Raw genomic sequence first — 16,165 nt, 5'->3', positions numbered from 1 at the left:
AGTCGTCCACGGTCGGCAATTCAATCATCGTCAAAGAGATTAAACGAGTTGAAGAGGCGATTGCAGAGGTTGATCAGAGAATTGGTCGAGCATATCAAATTCAATTTCGTGGTCAGCTAAATCAAGAGGCGTTGCAAATAGTTGCTGATGATTTAAATAGGTTGGCGCAAGAAAAGAAAACCTTGAAGGACTATGGAGAGGACCTGCAGTCAAAGTCCATTGAGGCTGATGAAGTTGAATATCAGAGTGAGGCTCTTATAGATCGCCTTAATGACTTTAAAAAAGGCTGGGCAAAAGCATCATCTGCTAAGAGAAAAATTCTCTTGAGGAGAGCTGTTAAGTGTTTGGTTGCCAGGGTCGATGGAATTGAAATTGTGTACCGATTGAATGATGGCATTGAAGCCAAAGTAGATCGGTCGCTTGAGCTAAAGAAGCAGGAAGAGGTTGCAAATTTAATTGAAGCGAGTGGTCGATTCCGTGAGGGCTCTAAAAAAGAAAAACCCCGGGACTTGTCGTCCCAGGGTTCGCATAATACATTAAATGGTCGGGGAGATAGGATTCGAACCTACGACCCTCTGGTCCCAAACCAGATGCGCTACCAGACTGCGCTACTCCCCGACGAAGACAGGAAACTAATAAAAACAGTCCCGCTTGTCAAACTGCTAGATTCTAACGCGTAATATAAGTATCATTTTTTCCATGGATTTGGATAAGTTTCTAAATGATCTGCCTAAGCCGGTGCTAGTCATTGGCGCTCTGGTTATCGGAGTGGTCGTTATTATGCTTTTAAACCCACCTCACACGGTTTGTGACACCGAAGAGGCGGCGATGCGTGAATATCTCAAGGGGCAGTTGTTCTCGACCCAGGTGAAAAAAAATACGATTCCACCATCAATTGTGCGCGAAAAAGAGGCATGTCAGCTGGGGAACAGTGCGGGATCTTGCTACGAATATTTTTCGACTTTAAAAAACATCGCGGACGCTGTGAACAAAAGTTCCAGCCAATGCGCATCGCAAATGTTCGGGGTGAAAGAAGTCACTTCGACTTTGAATGATGGAATTGAATTGATGGTCCGTTTGGCTTGGGGAGTGAAGCCGCCAGAGCCCGGTACCTATGATCGATTTGGTTGGTTGTCTGAAGCGGAAATCGCAACGTTCTGTCGTTTGAAAAGTACATTCATCAGGGCTAACGGAGAAGAAGCTTGGACAGCTCTTCGTCAAAGAGTCGCTGCCAAGCTTCCGGGGGAGGAGGTACCGCTGACTCCCGAGGGCACAGTCTCAACTGTGGAGGCTCGAAAGGCCACAACGGTCCTTACTGAGGTTGATATTTGGAATCGCAGCTTGTTTTCAGTTCGCTGCGACGTTTTTTAGAGAGCCACTAGGTCAATGGACTTCCAGGCGGGAACGTTTTTGTTCATTTCAAGTCGCCCATAGAGGGCGAAACTTTTGTCTAATTTATTTCTAATTAAGTAAGAGAGGTTTTGGACTTTTTCGAGAGTCCATTCCGTCGGATTCAACCCGAATTTGCTGAGATCAGTTTGTAATTTAAGAAGTGTGTTTTGCTGGTGATTCATAATTCGTTTCCTTAGTTAAAGTTGACGAATTCCCTGTATTGCAACCGAACGGCCAACTCAGGAGTACTCCAAATCAAAATAATCGATAGAAGAACAATGACATCCCTTGAGTTGTCCTTTGGGGTGGACTAACTTCTTGGATATGAGACGAAACAGATTTTTGGAATATTTGGTGGTGCAGGTCCTTGTGATCGCGGCCGTGATGCTAATTTTTGCGGTTATTAAGAACAAGCAGATCGCGGCAACTATCGCCGGCGTTTTATTTGTGGTGATGCCAATCTCCTTAATGGCCTGGGAGCACAAAAAAGAAGGCTTTCAGGAAATGACTTGGTTTGCCGGAATGTTGCAGTTCTGGGTGATCTTTGCGCTTCCTATATTGGGTATCAGACTCTTGAACTGGGGAGTGCCCTTTGATCAGCTCTTTTTCTGGGGAATTCCAGGGCCGTTGTTACACAGCTGGTCGAGTAAATCCTACATGGTGATGATGTTAGTTACGGCCATTCGATGGTGGCGGGTTGACCGATGAAAAGCAGCCAGCTGCTGCGTTGTCGGGCTTAGTCCTCACTCCGACGGGCCTCCAGCCCGCCTGCGTTGCGGGTAAGCCCTCCGCCTTGCATCTGACTGCTTTTGATCGGTCGAGAGTGGTTTTGGGGATGGGAGCGGGCTCGGGCTCGGGGCCGGGTGCAGGAGCAGGTGCGGGGAGTAAAATGCGGGGTTTTAAAATAAAAAAGCCGGGGGATGCCCGGCTTTTTTAGTTTCCAAAAGGAACCCTATTCTAATTTAAGACCTAATTAGATCTCGAAAGGAACTGGAGAGATAGCTTCTGCTCTGTGGAAAGAGTCGTAAGCGTCAGTACCAGATGGCAATAGAGCCAAGTTACGAGCTTTTTTAACTGCTGCAGCTACACGTTTTTGTTGAGCTACGGACAATTTAGAGATGCGAGATGGAGTGATTTTGCCACCGTCACCGATAAAACGAGTCAAAGATGCTGGATCTTTGTAATCGAATACGTGGTCGCCAGAGAATTCTTGTCTATATTTGCTACGAGTTGTCTTTTTCATGAGTAACCTCTTTTTGAGTTCCTTTTGGTTTGCGAGTTAATGGGTGTACAAGAAAAAAGAGTTGCCATCAAGTGTCTTTTTACTTTATATCCTTGTTTCTTGTTTGCGGCGTCCCTATTGAATTTCAGGAAAGAATCCTGGGGTCGGGCGGCGCTGACCTCGACTTGTAGCTAGTAGGAGCACGTAATGAGCAAATGTGAAATCACTGGAAAAGGCCCAGTTGTAAAAAACTTGGTATCTCACTCCAACATCAAAACTAAAACAACTGCACAACCAAATGTTCAGAAAAAACGCATCTTTAGCCGTTCTTTGAACTCTATGGTTCGCTTGAACATCGCAACTTCTGCGCTTCGTGACATGGAACACGTTGGCGGTTTTGATGCATATATCTTGGGTGCTAACGACGCGACTCTTTCTAAAAGAGCGATGGCAGTTAAGATGAGAATCAAAAAGAAAATCTCTTCTAAGAAATAATCGAGGCTGACAAATGAAATTGAAAATCAAAAAAGGCGCAACTGTACAAGTTATCTCTGGCTCTGACAAAGGTAAGAAGGGCACAGTTTTGGCTGTAGACGCTAAAGCGATGAAAATCAGCGTTCAAGGTGTGAAAGTTCAAACACACTACGATAAAAAAGATGGTCTTTTGAAAAAAGAAGGCTTCATCGATTATTCTAACGTTAAATTGGTTGAAGCAGCTGCTGCTAAAAAGCCAGCTAAAAAAACAGCTAAACAAAAGTCCACGTAGGCAATTCCTTCCCGGGATAAAGCCTAAATTTGGTCTCTAGGGTGATCTCTTCGTTTTAGTCTCCTACATAGCTGCGTAAAATTAAGTTGGATTCAGGACACACTGTTGACACAGGCCCTGAGTCCCAACTTCTAGAACAGGAGAGCAGCTTGATTAAAAGAGACCAAACTACAGTGGAAAAATACAAGAAAGCACTGGTCGCTATGGCGATGCCAGTGCTTTTTTTTTCGTCCCTAGCTTACGCTGATATCGGCGATGCTATGGTTCTCTGTAAGCATAACAAAACTGTTCGTACTCTTCGCGTCGAAACGGGATCTGATTCCAAGTGTAAAGCTATTTACACAAAACAAGGAGTCGATCAGACTATTGGTTCATCTGGTGATGTAAATACTTGTTCTGAAGTTATCGCCGGAGTCAGAAAGACGTTGGAAGAAGCTAAGTGGAACTGCCGCGACGTAAAAGAAGCGCGATCCTCTACAGTTATTTCCGTCGAATAGTACGCTCTTCTTAAAAAAGAGCGCGAAGGAGAATGTTATGAGTTCGGAGCTGGTAGTTGCGGTAGCGCAAATGACCTCCATCGATGACGTCGATGCGAACCTGATGCAAATCGAAGCGCTCTTGGAAGACATCTTTAAATCTCACAAACCACGTTTGGTGGGGTTCCCAGAAAATTGCCTCTACATGCGAGTGAAAGAGGGTGAAAAAATCCACGGATTTCCTCTGGATCACGAGGCCTTTCATAAAGTCGCAGCCTTAGCTAAAAAATACGATACACATCTGCATTTGGGATCAGTGCCTTTGCAGCTTGAAGGTCACTTGTACAACTCATCGGTGTTGGTTACTCCCAAAGGAGAAGTGAAATCGACTTATCAAAAATTGCATTTATTCGACATTCACCTTGAAGGCCAAAAGCCGATTCGTGAATCTGATGTTTTCCGTCATGGTCAACGTCCTAGTGTGATTGAAGTCGATGGTTGGAAAATCGGTGAAACGATTTGTTACGACATTCGCTTTGCTGAATTGTTCTCTCAATATGCTCGCAAAGAAGTTGATTTGATCATGGTCCCTGCGGCCTTCCTTGTGAAAACAGGGGAAGCACATTGGGAAATCTTACTGCGCGCGCGTGCCATTGAGAGTCAGTCTTATTTAATGGCGAGTGCTCAAGGCGGAACTCACCAAGGAATCAACGGGGGAGTGCGTGAAACGTACGGCCACAGTTTGATTATTGACCCATGGGGAGCGATCATTGGCCAAGTAGAGAAGCGTTCAATCGGTTATTCAGTGATGACTCTTACCAAAGAGCGAATTGACGGAGTTCGTCGTCAAATCCCAATGAAGTACCACAGACGGCTTCCAGTTGCCTAAATCAGCAGAATTCTGCACAATTTTCTGGTGACATCTTTCTCAATTAGTTTTTAAATGCGCGTTGAACACAAGCGCAGGGAACGGGGTAATCATGATCCGTCTTTTCTTGGTTTCTGTTTTGATGACTTCCTTTTTTGCTGCAAATGCACATGCCGAGGAAGTGATGGCTGGTGCCGTTCGCGATGAAAGCAAAGAAGCTGAATTGGCGCAACGAGCGAAAAAACGTCTGTATCCAGGCGGCCGCGATGAGGGTGACTTGAAGGTACAAGCTCAAGTGACAAATCCAACGCGTAAACTAGCTCCTCAAGCAGAAATTCAAAACGAAGAACCTGCCGAAGAATAAAGCTAAGTTTGAGACTGATAAAAAAAGGTCCAAGGCAACAAAGCCGTTGGACGTTGTTTATCAGTCGGTAGGAGATTCTATGGTGTACGATCATTTGCCGGAAGGTGTAACTCGCGAAACGATGGACTGTGACGTTCTGATCGTGGGTGGTGGTTCTGCAGGTTTGTCTTGCGCACTTCATTTACAAAACCAAATCAATCAACACAATGAAGACGTGGCATCTGGAAAAAAACAGGGCCAACCTATTCCGGAACAAATGATCGTTGTTATCGAAAAGGCTTCTGAAGTGGGCGCACACAGCTTGTCTGGTGCGGTTCTAAACCCAGTGGCTCTTCGTCAGCTGGTTCCAAACTTCAAGGATGAGGGCTGTCCTCTTGAGTCTGAAGTTAAAAAAGATGCCGTTTACTATCTAGGTACTGATTACTCTTTCAAACTTCCTATCACTCCTCCGCCATTTCATAACGAAGGTAACTACATTGTTTCGGCAAGTAAGTTGAACCGTTGGTTGGGTACTAAGTGTGAAGAAAAAGGGATCAATATTTTCCCAGGTTTCGCTGCAGTTGAAGCTTTATACGAAGGTAACAAAATCGTTGGAGTTCGCACGGGCGACAAGGGTCGTGACAAAAACGGAAATCCAAAAGGGAATTTCGAGCCAGGTTTGATTTTGAAATCGAAAGTGACTGTGTTTGCCGAAGGGACACGCGGTTCATTGTTCAAAAAAGTAACAGAGAAACTGAAACTTCGCGAAGGCAAAAATCCTGAAGTCTTTGAAGAAGGTGTGAAAGAAATCATCCAGATGCCGGCGGGAACTGTTGAAGCGGGTCAGGTGATCCACACAATGGGTTTCCCTTTAAGCAAATCCATCGGTGGTACATTCATTTACACATTGCCTGAAGATAAAATCATTGTGGGCTTAGTGGCATACTTGGACACAAATGATCCATTGCTTGACCCACACCGTGAACTTCAAAAATTGAAAACTCATCCGTTCATGCAGAACATGCTTAAAGGCGGTAAAGTTATCGCTTACGGTGGTAAAACGTTGCCTGCGGGGGGCTGGTATTCAATGCCTAAACTTTACGGTGATGGCTGGATGGTTATCGGTGACTCGGCTTCGATGGTCGACGTTAAGAAACTTAAAGGTCTGCATCTGTCAATGAAAGCCGGTATGTCGGCTGCTGAAACGATCGTCGAAGGCTTGGCTGCTGGCGCTGAGTTCAATGAATCCGTGACTAAGGCTTACGAAACCCGCATCGAAAACAGCTTCGTTAAAAAAGACCTATGGGCTGTCAGAAACTTCCACCAGGCGCTTTCTAAGGGGATGATCGAGGGTATGCCTTTGATCGCCCTTCAAGAGATCACAGGGGGCCGTGGCCTGCAGGATCCTATGCCTGTCGAGCACGTGGACGCGGCAACAACTAATAAGGTTGTTGAGGTTTGGGGACCTAATGGCTTTGAGGAGCAATTAGAACAACTTCCAAAACCAGATGGTCAACTGTTCTTTGATAAGCTTTCTAGCGTTTATTTGACGGGGACAATGCATGATGAGGACTCTCCTAATCATCTAATCCTTAAAGATGGGGATATCTGTCGCTCAGTATGTGAGCCTCAGTACAAATCACCATGTAATCATTTCTGCCCGGCCGCTGTTTACGAGATGGTGCCGTCTACAAAAGAGGCAGGCAAGAAAGACCTACAAATCAATTATACCAACTGTATTCACTGTAAGACTTGTGATATTAAGTGCCCATTCGAAAACATCGAGTGGACGGTGCCAGAAGGTGGCGGCGGACCACAATATCGCGAGGTCTAACCGGTTGTAGTCAATGGGTGGGCCTGGCGGTACAGGAAGTGGGGCGAGGGACCCTGCTTTCTTAACCAACAGAAAGGCCCAACCCCATGGCAGAATTTTTCGCGTCAACAGCACGCGGTCTCGTAGATCCTCTAGAACAAGAACTTAAAGATTTAGGTCTGAACGTAAAAGGCAAAACTGCCGGCGGCGTTTACTTTGAAAGCAACTGGGAAGGTTGTTACAAAGCGAATCTTCACTCTCGCATGGCAAGCCGTATCTTGAAACCGATCCAAGACTTCTTCGCCTACCAACCTGAAGAATTGTACGCGCAAATCCTGCGCCACGATTTCACAAAATACATTAAACCGAACCAAACATTGAGCATCGACGTTTCTGTTGGGGATTCCAAAATGAACGACCAACGGTTTATCGCGATGAAAATCAAAGATGCTATCGTGGACCAATTCCGTGATAAATTTGGTGTTCGTCCTGACGTTGATAACCACAACCCAGCACTTCGTGTTGTGGTTCGTTGCGTGAAAAACCAGTTTAACGTCTCTATCGATACTTCAGGTGATTCATTGTTTAAACGTGGTTACCGCAAAGACGTAGGGGATGCTCCCTTGAAAGAAAACTTGGCGGCAGGTTTGATCAAGCTTTCTGACTGGGATGGTAAAACTCCACTAGTGGATTTCATGTGCGGTTCTGGAACATTCATGATCGAAGCTGCAATGATGGCTAAGAACATCGCCCCAGGTATTAACCGTAAACGTTTTGGTTTCATGAACCTTTTGAACTTCGAGAGCGAAACTTGGGACAAAGTTGTTGATGAAGCTATCGCGGGTGAGAAAGAAGAAATCGATTTCAAATTCTATGCATATGATATCGATAACAAAGTTATCAAATCTGCTAAAGAAAATGCGAAAGCCGCTGGCGTTGACGACGTGATTGAATTCAGAAAAGAATCAGTTGCGACGGTGGAGCCACCCGTAGAAAAAGGTTTGATCATCATCAATCCTCCATACGGTGCGCGTATCGGTGACGAAGACAATCTTCGCGATGTTTACCGTGACCTCTCTTTCACTTTGAAACACAGATTCAAAGGTTGGGATGCTTGGATTCTTTCCGGGAATAAAGATTTGATCGCGGATTTGAAATTGAAATCCACTCGCAAACATTTCGTGTTCAACGGCAATATTGAATGCCGTTTCTTGAAATACAGCATGTTCTAGTGTGTGGTCCCAACATGTTTGAATGGCGGCAAGCAAGCTTGTCGCCATTTTCATTTCAAAGGAGATTTTATGAAACTACTTATGGTGACACTGGCTCTGGTTCTTCCTGCGATGGCTTTGGGCGCGGTGAAAGATGTTAAAGAGTACCGTACCTATGATTGCCAAATCACGGGTAATGGTGGTGGCGCTCACTATGTGACGGGTTATTTCATGAGTATCTCTATCGATGACCATATCGGTCAGTTCTTTCAAGAGCGTTTTGAATTAGATGGTTCACAAATTCAATTGCAAGTTTTGATCGAGGAAACCAAAAAAACTCCGGTGGATGGGTCAGTGATCGTCTTGCAAAATTTGAAAGTCGACGACGAAGAAACGTCAGTCGAAAAGACTGTGAAGTCGGTTGAAAAGGCATCGACTACCAACGGAGACTTTGCTTCAATCTGCAAAATCATGAAGTAAGACAAGCGCCCACGGGGCGCTTTCTTTTAGCAAAAAGTGATGGTACTCGAAGGGGACCCTTCCTCCTGGAAGTAAGTACTGAAGTAAAATAAGTTGGTGTTGAGTTTGATTATTAGATCGAAAGAATGATCAAAGCCCTGTTTCGTCCCCGAAGATCTTAGTTGTCCGCACCCTGATTCTTCACACGAGAAAGAGCGATTGGAAGACCCCTCCTGTAGGACTGGGTAACATCACCCTATGGACGATAATCGGGAGCTGCAAAGGCGCTATCTCACCATATTTAATTCTAAGATTATCGGAATTCTTTCCACCAATGATCATGGCGAGATTTTGGATGCGAACGATTGCTTCTTAGAGATGATCGGTTACTCGCGGCAAGACCTGGAGCAGCGAAAGTTGAACTGGAAAGTTTTAACTCCGCCTGAGCTTGTGCAAGAAAGTTTAGAATTTCAAAAAAAGCTGCTCGCTCATCCGGGCACCTCGATTTCATTCGAAAAAGAGTACTTCAGAGCTGGAAGCCATTAATAACAATTTAGAAAGCAGGGTAGAAGCCCGCACTCAGCAGTTGGCGGAGTCCGAAGCTTTCTTGCTGGGAATCATTGAGAATATGCCTTCCATGGTTTTCGTCAAAGATGCTGAAAACTTGGCATTCGTGCGGTTGAATCGGGCCGGGGAAAAATTGCTAGGCATTTCCAGAGAAGAATTTATTGGTAAGACGGACTATGACTTTTTTTCGAAAGACTTGGCAGAGCATTTTCGAGGGATTGATCGCCAAGTTTTGAATGGTGAAATACCTCACGCAATAACTGAAGACGAGCTTCCCACCAGAAATGGGATTCGACTTATTCACACGATTAAAATTCCGATTCGGGATAAAGCGGGGCGCGCTCAATATTTATTGGGAGTCACACAAGATATTACGGAGCGTGTTCAACTGGAGCGTCAACGGGAAGATTTAGTTCGCGCTCAGGCTGAAAAAGAAGCTGCTGAAGCGCGAGTTCAACAGGAGAAGTTTGTTTCTGAATTAACTTTTGAGCTGTCTCAATCCATCGAACTGAAGGATATGTTGCGTACTTTTAGCTCTAAAGTCATTCCGATGTTGGCAGATATTTGTACGATAGAAACAATCGATGAAGAGGGTATGGATTATTTAACTGTCGAAGTTCGTGGAGTTAATAAAGATGAAGAAGAGTTAGTAAGGCGTTGGCGGGCAGAAAATTTACCAAAATGGGATTCCGAATTTGGAGGCCCGGTGCATATTCGCTCTGGAAAAACTATTATCGTCAACGGTTTAGATACAATCGGTGAGCATATCGGAAAGCACTACAACGTCGAAATCGATATCAAGGGAGGCGAGGTTCTGTCGAAGTCCTTCATGGTTGTTCCCTTGATGGCAAGAAACCGCAAGCCACTGGGCATCGTAAGCTTTGTATCTTCCGTTTCAAAAAGACGGTACGGCGAAAGAGATCAAACCCTGGCGGAAGAAATTTGTTCACGCTTGGCCGTTTTGATCGAAAATTCGCGGCTGTATGACCGCGCTCAAGATGCCAGTCGTGCGAAGTCTGATTTCCTGGCAAACGTCAGTCACGAAATTCGCACTCCCTTGGGAGCGATGTTGGGTTTTGCCGACATTTTGAAAGACGATGGGCATTTGACGACTGAACAAAAGCATTCCGTGGATACCATTCTTCGCAATGGGCATCAGCTCCTAAAAATAGTAAATGAAATCTTAGATATTTCAAAAATCGAATCTGAAAAAATTGAAATTGAAAACATCCCCTTTGGAGCGCGGGAGCTTTTAGAGGACGTGACTCATTTATTGCGTGGTCAAGCGGAGGAAAAGGGTATCGATCTGCGCTTAAAAATGGGAAATGTGCGGGACGTATTGATTTCAGATCCCAGTCGCATTCGTCAGATTTTAATCAACATGGTGGGCAACGCTATAAAGTTCACCGAACAGGGATATGTTGAGTTGAGGGCGGATGCGATTCCCAATGGTCCACCCGGGAGATTCATTTTGCAATTTAGCGTTAAAGATACCGGCATTGGAATTACTAAGGAACAGCGGGGCCATCTGTTTCAACCATTTTCCCAGGCCGATAGTTCGATGACACGTCGATTTGGGGGGACAGGATTGGGACTTTTCCTGTCACGAAAGCTTGCGCGCTTGTTGGGTGGAGACATCACTTTTAACAGTGTTCCTGGAAAAGGCAGTGAGTTCACCGTTACGGTTATGGCTCATGCGGTCTTTCATGCCGGAGCAGGCGATACGCACAAGCCAGGGGCTCACCATGCAGAGGACTGCCTGCCAGCGGCTCGGGGAGGAAAAATACTAGTGGTTGATGATGCCTCCGATAACCGCGAGTTGTTCAAACGATATTTGCAAAAGGCCGGCATCGCAACGAGTGATATTGAAATGGCTGAAAATGGTGAGGAGGCTTTAAGGAAAACGTCCTCGACAACTTATCGTCTGATTTTAATGGATATTCAGATGCCTAAGATGGATGGCTTTCAGACTTTACAAGAGCTTCGATCCCGAGGTTATGTGGCACCTGTAATTGCGCTAACCGCCCATGCGATGAAGGGGGACCGAGAAAAATGCCTAGAGGCTGGGTTCGATGGATACTTGCAAAAGCCTCTTAAGCGAGAGGCTTTGCAAGAAGTGTTAAACCAAGAATTTTAGAATGGTTTTGTGATAGCTAGGATTGCGGCTGTTGTGCCCAAACCGAAAAGCAGGATCGCGATAGGCCAGCCGATGTGGCCTTTGCGCTTAACGATGGAAATCGCTGCGCCCATTAGAACCCAGATGCCAAGTTTAGCTAAAGCCCAACCTGGAAGTTGTTTCATCAAGCCCATTTTCCCAAGCATGCCCATGCCGCCCAAAAGCAAAAGCATCAAGCCCAAGCCATGAGTGGCAAAGCCCATCATGCGAGCCTTTGCCGTCAAGGTAACTCCGGCATAAGCAGTTACCAGTAAGCCGCCAAAGCCAAAGAACAAAGTAATCAAGCCCAGCATGTGAATGATTTTGTAAAATTCGTAAGTCATATGTGATCCTCTATTCCTCATTAAGGCCCAAGTGTTTTACCACGCGAGCAAGTTCTTTTCTAATGCGAGTCAGTTGCGACAGATTCGCCAGTGTTTTTAGTGAATCGCGAAGTGGCTCAATCGGATAACCACCGTAGGCTCCCGGTTGCGTGATATCTGATGTGATACCAGAGCGACCGGCGATGATAACTTTGTCACAGATCGTAATATGATCTGAAACAGCGGCATCTCCCCCGAACATACAGTTGCTGCCAATTTTGCTGGAGCCAGCGACTTTAAAGCCGGCTGCCATCACGTTGTTTTGACCAATTACGACGTTGTGAGCGATGTGACAGAAATTATCCATCTTTGTCCCACGACCTACGCGTGTTTCAGTCAAAGCAGCGCGATCAATTGCGCAATTTGCACCGAGCTCAACATAATCTTCAATTACGACTTTGCCAATCTGTGGAATCTTCTTATGGGTGCCATCTTTTGTTGCGGCAAAGGAAAAACCGTCCGCGCCAATGGTTGTATGCGGGTGGAATTCGCAATGCGCTCCAATTTCGCAGTATGCCCCGATGAAAACCTGGGGGTGCAAGATTGTTAATGCGCCGACTTGCGCATAGGCCTCGACTGTGACCTGGGCTCCGATGGTGGCGCCGTCACCAATACGGGCGTGTTCACCAATCACTGCAAAGGGACCTACGGAAACATTTTGTCCTAGGTGCGCAGTCGGGTGGATGAAAGCTTGTGGATGGATTTTAGTCTCTTGATTAAAGCGATTCATCTTGCCATCGAATAGGGGCAGTATGGTGGCCATCGCAAGTTGAACACTGTGGGTAATAAAGAATGTCGATTTAGAATCCGTCGGCAAGGTCAGGGCTTTATGCGCAACGATGATGGGAGAGCTTGCTTTCAAAGCTTTTTCCAACTGATCCGGTTTGGATACAAAGACCAAACTTTCGGAGTCGGCCAAATCTGGAGGAAGAACTTTTTTAGCGATGGATTCTTTGGAACCAGATGAATAGGTTACGTCGGGTGATTGAAGAGTATAAATAACGTCTGCTGTAATCATAGTGATGCCTCGCGCTAACATTTTCCCAGTATTTTTTTGATGTCAAGTCACTGGGTGATAGTATAAGTCTCATATACATAAACACGTTTCGATCATTTCTCACCTTTAAATTTAGAGAGGAATTGAGATGGCTAAAAAGGCAGCAAAAAAGGAAGCACCTGCGGCAAAAGCAAAGAAAACTGCTAAGCCTGCAGCGAAACCTGCCGCTAAGGCAGCTAAGGCTGCTCCTAAGGCCGCAAAACCTGCGGCTAAACCAGCCGCGAAATCGGCACCAGCTAAACCCGTAAAGCCAGCAGCGAAAACTGCCAAGGCAGCACCGACTGCGGCGCCTGCTCCTGCAAAAGCAGCAAAAGCGGCCGCTGAAAAGCCAGAGAAAAAGCCTGCAAAGGCCGCAGCTCCGGTTGAAGCAGCTGTAGAGGCTCCGAAAAAAGAAAAGAAAGTTAAGATCGACAAGACCGGTTTGTCGGAAGATCAAGTTAAATGGCATGAGCTTCACGAAAAGTACAAAGGTACAAAAGCTCCGTCTTACAATATTGGGAATCAATATGAAGCTAAGACACCTGTTGAACACAAAATCTTTGGTTGGGGATACATCCTTTCTAACGAATATGACCGCCTTGAGGTCCTATTTGCAGATGGAAAGCGCATGCTAATCAGCAACCGCAAATTATCTTAAAGCGGGTGGTGAAATGGGCCCAACTGAATTCATTGGGTCTTTTCGCCTCGCATTTCGACGTTTTTGACCAGCCTTGTAAATGCCATCTCGGGCAGAATTCTATTGCAAGGCCCCGCAATCTGACCTAGAAATTTACCTACATGGCAAAAGACGATTTAGTACAAATTGACGGAAAAGTGATCGACGCCCTAGCTGGGGGTCTTTATAAGATCGAACTCGAAAACAAGGCGATCATCAACGCAAAGCTTTGCGGTAAGATGAGACGTTTTAATATTCGTGTGGTTGTGGGTGACCGTGTGAGCGTAGGGGTTTCTCCTTACGATCCTACTCATGGTCTGATCATGTTCCGTCACAAATAAGATTTATCTTCTAAAACTCCAATAAATCTAGAGGTTCTATGGATCAGGCTCTTCAGAGTTATTTGGCTCGTATTGTCCCAACAGTTCCAGCAAGTTCAGCACAAGCTGTTATCGAACTTGCAGCGGAAGGGGCTACGGTTCCATTCATCGCACGTTACCGTAAAGAGAAAACGGGCAATTTGGACGAAGTTCAAATTCGCAACGTTATCGAAGGTCACGAAACTTACAACGAAATCGTGAAGCGTAAAGCTTTCTTGATCAAAGAGATCGGGGAGCAGAACAATCTCACGGCCGAAGTCCAAAAGCGTATCGAGCTTTCCTGGGACTTGGGCGAGTTGGAAGAAATCTACAAACCATTCAAAAAGAAAAAGAAAACCAAAGCTACGATCGCTCGCGAAGCTGGTTTGGAACCTTTGGCGAATTGGATTTGGGACATGGGTCACGGCAAGTTGAAAGACTCCGAGACTATGGAAATGAAAGCGAAAGCTTTCTTAAACCCAACTGCCAAAATCGTGACTTACGAAGAAGCGCTTAAGGGCGCACAAGATATCATCGTCGATAAAATCGCCAATGATGCTGAACTTCGTGCAATGGTTGCTAAAAACTACCATGAAAACGGTCGCATTATTTCTAAAGCGGCTAAAGGCTACAAAGCGAACTCTAAATACGAAATGTACAAAGAGTTTGAAGAGCCCGTTAAACCTTTGATGGATGCTAAAAACAATCACCGCTACCTGGCGATGAGACGTGGTTGGCAGGAAGAAGAGCTTACTCTTGACGTTAAAGGTGATGACGAAGCGATCTTGAAGTCCTACGAAAACTTCGCGACTTCAACACCTGACAACGCGATTGGTGAGTACTTGAAGCAGTCGGCTCGTTTGGCATTGAACGTTTACGTTCTTCCTTCGGTGGTGAATGAAGTTCACCGTCTGTTGAAAGAAAAAGCGGATCAAGACGCGATCACAGTATTTGCTGAAAACGTTCGTAAACTATTGTTGGCTTCTCCATACGGTTCAAAATGCGTATTGGGTGTCGACCCTGGTTTGCGTACAGGTTGTAAAGTGGCGTTGATTGATAAATCAGGCGCTTTCATCTCTCACACAGTTCTTTACACTTTGGGCGACGATGCTGAACGCAAAGCTAAAACTTTGTTCTCAGAGGTGATGAAGCAAGTTCAAATCGAAGCGATCGCGGTTGGTAACGGTACTGCGGGTCGTGAGACGGAATCTTTCTTGCGCAAAATCTTGAAAGATCTTGGTAAAAACATTCCTGTGGTGATGGTTTCTGAATCTGGTGCCTCTGTGTACTCGGCTTCCGACATCGCTCGTGAAGAGTTCCCAGATCTAGATTTAACGGTAAAAGGTGCGATCTCTATAGCGCGTCGTTTGCAAGATCCATTGGCGGAACTTGTGAAGGTCGATCCTAAATCTATCGGTGTTGGTCAGTACCAACATGACGTGAACCAATCTCAATTGAAAAAATCTTTGGAAGCGGTGGTTGAGTCTTGCGTGAATAACGTAGGGGTTGATGTCAATACAGCTTCTGCAGCGTTACTTTCTCACGTGGCGGGTATCGGTCCTGCATTGGCGAAAGGTATCGTTGAAGCTCGTAAAAAATCTTTGTTCTCAGACCGTTCAGAACTTTTGAAAGTTCCTAAGTTCTCGGCAAAAGTTTACGAGCAGGCAGCTGGTTTCTTGCGTATTCCAGGTGGTAAGCAAGTTTTGGATTCTACGGGTATCCATCCTGAGCGTTATCAAGCTGTGACTGATATGGCGAAAGACCTTGGTGTTTCTTTGTCTGAAGTTATTGGTGAAGGTGCCAAGAAGCTTGTCGCACAAAGAACTAAATGGGCTCAGCTCGTGGGTGAGTTCACTTTTGACGACATCGTGAAAGAGCTTGAAAAACCAGGACGTGACCCTCGTGATCCGTTCAAAGTTTTCCAATACCGCGATGACATCATGGAAGTGAAAGACCTTAAAGAGGGCATGATCTGCCCAGGTATCGTAACGAACGTCACGAATTTCGGTGCCTTCGTAGATATCGGTGTTCACCAAGATGGTTTGGTTCATATTTCCGCACTTTCTCACAAGTTCGTGGATGACCCTCGTAAAGTGGTAAATCCAGGTGACCATGTTTCTGTGAAAGTTTTGAAAGTGGACACTGTGAAGAACCAGATTTCATTAACGATGAAAATGGACGATGCTGTCGAAGCTTCTTCGGCTTCTCGTGGTGAAAGACCTCCACAACAACGTGGCGCTTCGGCGACAAAAGGTTCTGGTAAATCACAAGTAGGTCAGGGTGTTTCTCGTCCAATGAACAGCACTCCGGCGAAACCAGGCAACCCGTTCAACAATCCGTTCGCGGCTTTGATGAACACTCCGACAAAAAAATAACAAAGGGGCTAACATGGCAGCAAAAGGCAAATCTAGAAAAGGTATCCGTCACAGAAAAAAACGC

The 16,165-nt window shown here is 45.6% G+C and carries 18 protein-coding genes and 1 tRNA gene; 15 read left to right on the top strand and 4 right to left on the bottom strand.

What is annotated here, in order from left to right; translation table 11 throughout:
* Positions 1-541: 541 nt before the first annotated feature.
* A tRNA-Pro gene (locus B9G69_RS04655) sits at positions 542-618 on the bottom strand.
* Between the two features lie 81 nt (positions 619-699).
* Between B9G69_RS04655 and B9G69_RS04650 the strand changes: the two genes are divergently transcribed.
* The gene (locus B9G69_RS04650) at positions 700-1,371 is read left to right on the top strand and encodes a hypothetical protein (protein WP_254916997.1); all 672 of its coding nucleotides are present in this window, start codon (positions 700-702) and stop codon (positions 1,369-1,371) included.
* 345 nt (positions 1,372-1,716) lie between these two features.
* The gene (locus tag B9G69_RS04645) at positions 1,717-2,100 is read left to right on the top strand and encodes a hypothetical protein (RefSeq protein WP_254916998.1); all 384 of its coding nucleotides are present in this window, start codon (positions 1,717-1,719) and stop codon (positions 2,098-2,100) included.
* A gap of 265 nt (positions 2,101-2,365) precedes the next feature.
* On the opposite strand, the gene rpsR is transcribed toward B9G69_RS04645, so the two are convergent.
* Positions 2,366-2,635: a 30S ribosomal protein S18 gene (gene rpsR, locus B9G69_RS04640; RefSeq protein WP_088616695.1), complete on the bottom strand. Its 270-nt coding sequence runs from the start codon at positions 2,633-2,635 to the stop codon at positions 2,366-2,368.
* Positions 2,636-2,821: 186 nt separating this feature from the next.
* Here rpsR and rpmB point away from each other — a divergent pair, with 186 nt between their 5' ends.
* The 10 genes from rpmB to B9G69_RS04590 all read left to right on the top strand — a co-directional run bounded on the left by rpmB (position 2,822) and on the right by B9G69_RS04590 (position 11,254).
* Positions 2,822-3,109, top strand: a complete 288-nt coding sequence (gene rpmB / locus B9G69_RS04635) for a 50S ribosomal protein L28 (RefSeq protein ID WP_088616696.1) — start codon at positions 2,822-2,824, stop codon at positions 3,107-3,109.
* Positions 3,110-3,122: 13 nt separating this feature from the next.
* Positions 3,123-3,380, top strand: coding sequence for a KOW motif-containing protein (locus tag B9G69_RS04630; protein WP_088616697.1), 258 nt, complete (start codon positions 3,123-3,125; stop codon positions 3,378-3,380).
* Between the two features lie 149 nt (positions 3,381-3,529).
* Positions 3,530-3,877 (top strand): hypothetical protein, encoded by a 348-nt coding sequence (locus B9G69_RS04625; protein WP_254916999.1) that lies wholly within the window; start codon positions 3,530-3,532, stop codon positions 3,875-3,877.
* 37 nt (positions 3,878-3,914) lie between these two features.
* The gene (locus B9G69_RS04620) at positions 3,915-4,745 is read left to right on the top strand and encodes a carbon-nitrogen hydrolase family protein (protein ID WP_088616698.1); all 831 of its coding nucleotides are present in this window, start codon (positions 3,915-3,917) and stop codon (positions 4,743-4,745) included.
* Between the two features lie 91 nt (positions 4,746-4,836).
* The gene (locus B9G69_RS04615) at positions 4,837-5,088 is read left to right on the top strand and encodes a hypothetical protein (protein WP_088616699.1); all 252 of its coding nucleotides are present in this window, start codon (positions 4,837-4,839) and stop codon (positions 5,086-5,088) included.
* A 79-nt stretch (positions 5,089-5,167) separates the two neighbouring features.
* Complete coding sequence (locus tag B9G69_RS04610; RefSeq protein WP_088616700.1) at positions 5,168-6,901, top strand: electron transfer flavoprotein-ubiquinone oxidoreductase; 1,734 nt, start codon at positions 5,168-5,170, stop codon at positions 6,899-6,901.
* Between the two features lie 86 nt (positions 6,902-6,987).
* Positions 6,988-8,112 (top strand): THUMP domain-containing class I SAM-dependent RNA methyltransferase, encoded by a 1,125-nt coding sequence (locus tag B9G69_RS04605; protein ID WP_088616701.1) that lies wholly within the window; start codon positions 6,988-6,990, stop codon positions 8,110-8,112.
* A 69-nt stretch (positions 8,113-8,181) separates the two neighbouring features.
* On the top strand, positions 8,182-8,571 hold the full coding sequence (locus B9G69_RS04600) for a hypothetical protein (protein WP_088616702.1): 390 nt from the start codon (positions 8,182-8,184) through the stop codon (positions 8,569-8,571).
* Between the two features lie 237 nt (positions 8,572-8,808).
* Positions 8,809-9,096, top strand: a complete 288-nt coding sequence (locus B9G69_RS04595; RefSeq protein WP_265437981.1) for a PAS domain S-box protein — start codon at positions 8,809-8,811, stop codon at positions 9,094-9,096.
* 82 nt (positions 9,097-9,178) lie between these two features.
* Positions 9,179-11,254, top strand: a complete 2,076-nt coding sequence (locus B9G69_RS04590) for a response regulator (RefSeq protein ID WP_265437980.1) — start codon at positions 9,179-9,181, stop codon at positions 11,252-11,254.
* On the opposite strand, the gene B9G69_RS04585 is transcribed toward B9G69_RS04590, so the two are convergent.
* Both B9G69_RS04585 and lpxD read right to left on the bottom strand, forming a co-directional pair.
* Positions 11,251-11,616, bottom strand: coding sequence for a hypothetical protein (locus B9G69_RS04585; RefSeq protein WP_088616704.1), 366 nt, complete (start codon positions 11,614-11,616; stop codon positions 11,251-11,253). The two genes, B9G69_RS04590 and B9G69_RS04585, sit on opposite strands and share 4 nt — an antisense overlap.
* A 10-nt stretch (positions 11,617-11,626) precedes the next feature.
* A complete protein-coding gene (lpxD, locus tag B9G69_RS04580; RefSeq protein ID WP_088616705.1) occupies positions 11,627-12,673 on the bottom strand; it encodes a UDP-3-O-(3-hydroxymyristoyl)glucosamine N-acyltransferase in 1,047 nt (348 codons plus the stop codon).
* Between the two features lie 127 nt (positions 12,674-12,800).
* Between lpxD and B9G69_RS04575 the strand changes: the two genes are divergently transcribed.
* From B9G69_RS04575 to B9G69_RS04565, 3 genes are all read left to right on the top strand, one after another.
* Positions 12,801-13,349, top strand: coding sequence for a hypothetical protein (locus tag B9G69_RS04575; protein WP_088616706.1), 549 nt, complete (start codon positions 12,801-12,803; stop codon positions 13,347-13,349).
* 140 nt (positions 13,350-13,489) lie between these two features.
* Positions 13,490-13,708: a translation initiation factor IF-1 gene (gene infA, locus B9G69_RS04570; protein ID WP_088616707.1), complete on the top strand. Its 219-nt coding sequence runs from the start codon at positions 13,490-13,492 to the stop codon at positions 13,706-13,708.
* A 38-nt stretch (positions 13,709-13,746) separates the two neighbouring features.
* Positions 13,747-16,101 (top strand): helix-hairpin-helix domain-containing protein, encoded by a 2,355-nt coding sequence (locus B9G69_RS04565; RefSeq protein WP_088616708.1) that lies wholly within the window; start codon positions 13,747-13,749, stop codon positions 16,099-16,101.
* The last annotated feature ends 64 nt before the right edge of the window (positions 16,102-16,165 follow it).

The sequence above is a fragment of the Bdellovibrio sp. SKB1291214 genome (assembly GCF_002209355.2).
Classification (GTDB): domain Bacteria; phylum Bdellovibrionota; class Bdellovibrionia; order Bdellovibrionales; family Bdellovibrionaceae; genus Bdellovibrio.
The sequence above is the reverse complement of the archived record's forward strand: the minus strand, read 5'-3'. Positions and strand labels throughout refer to the sequence as shown.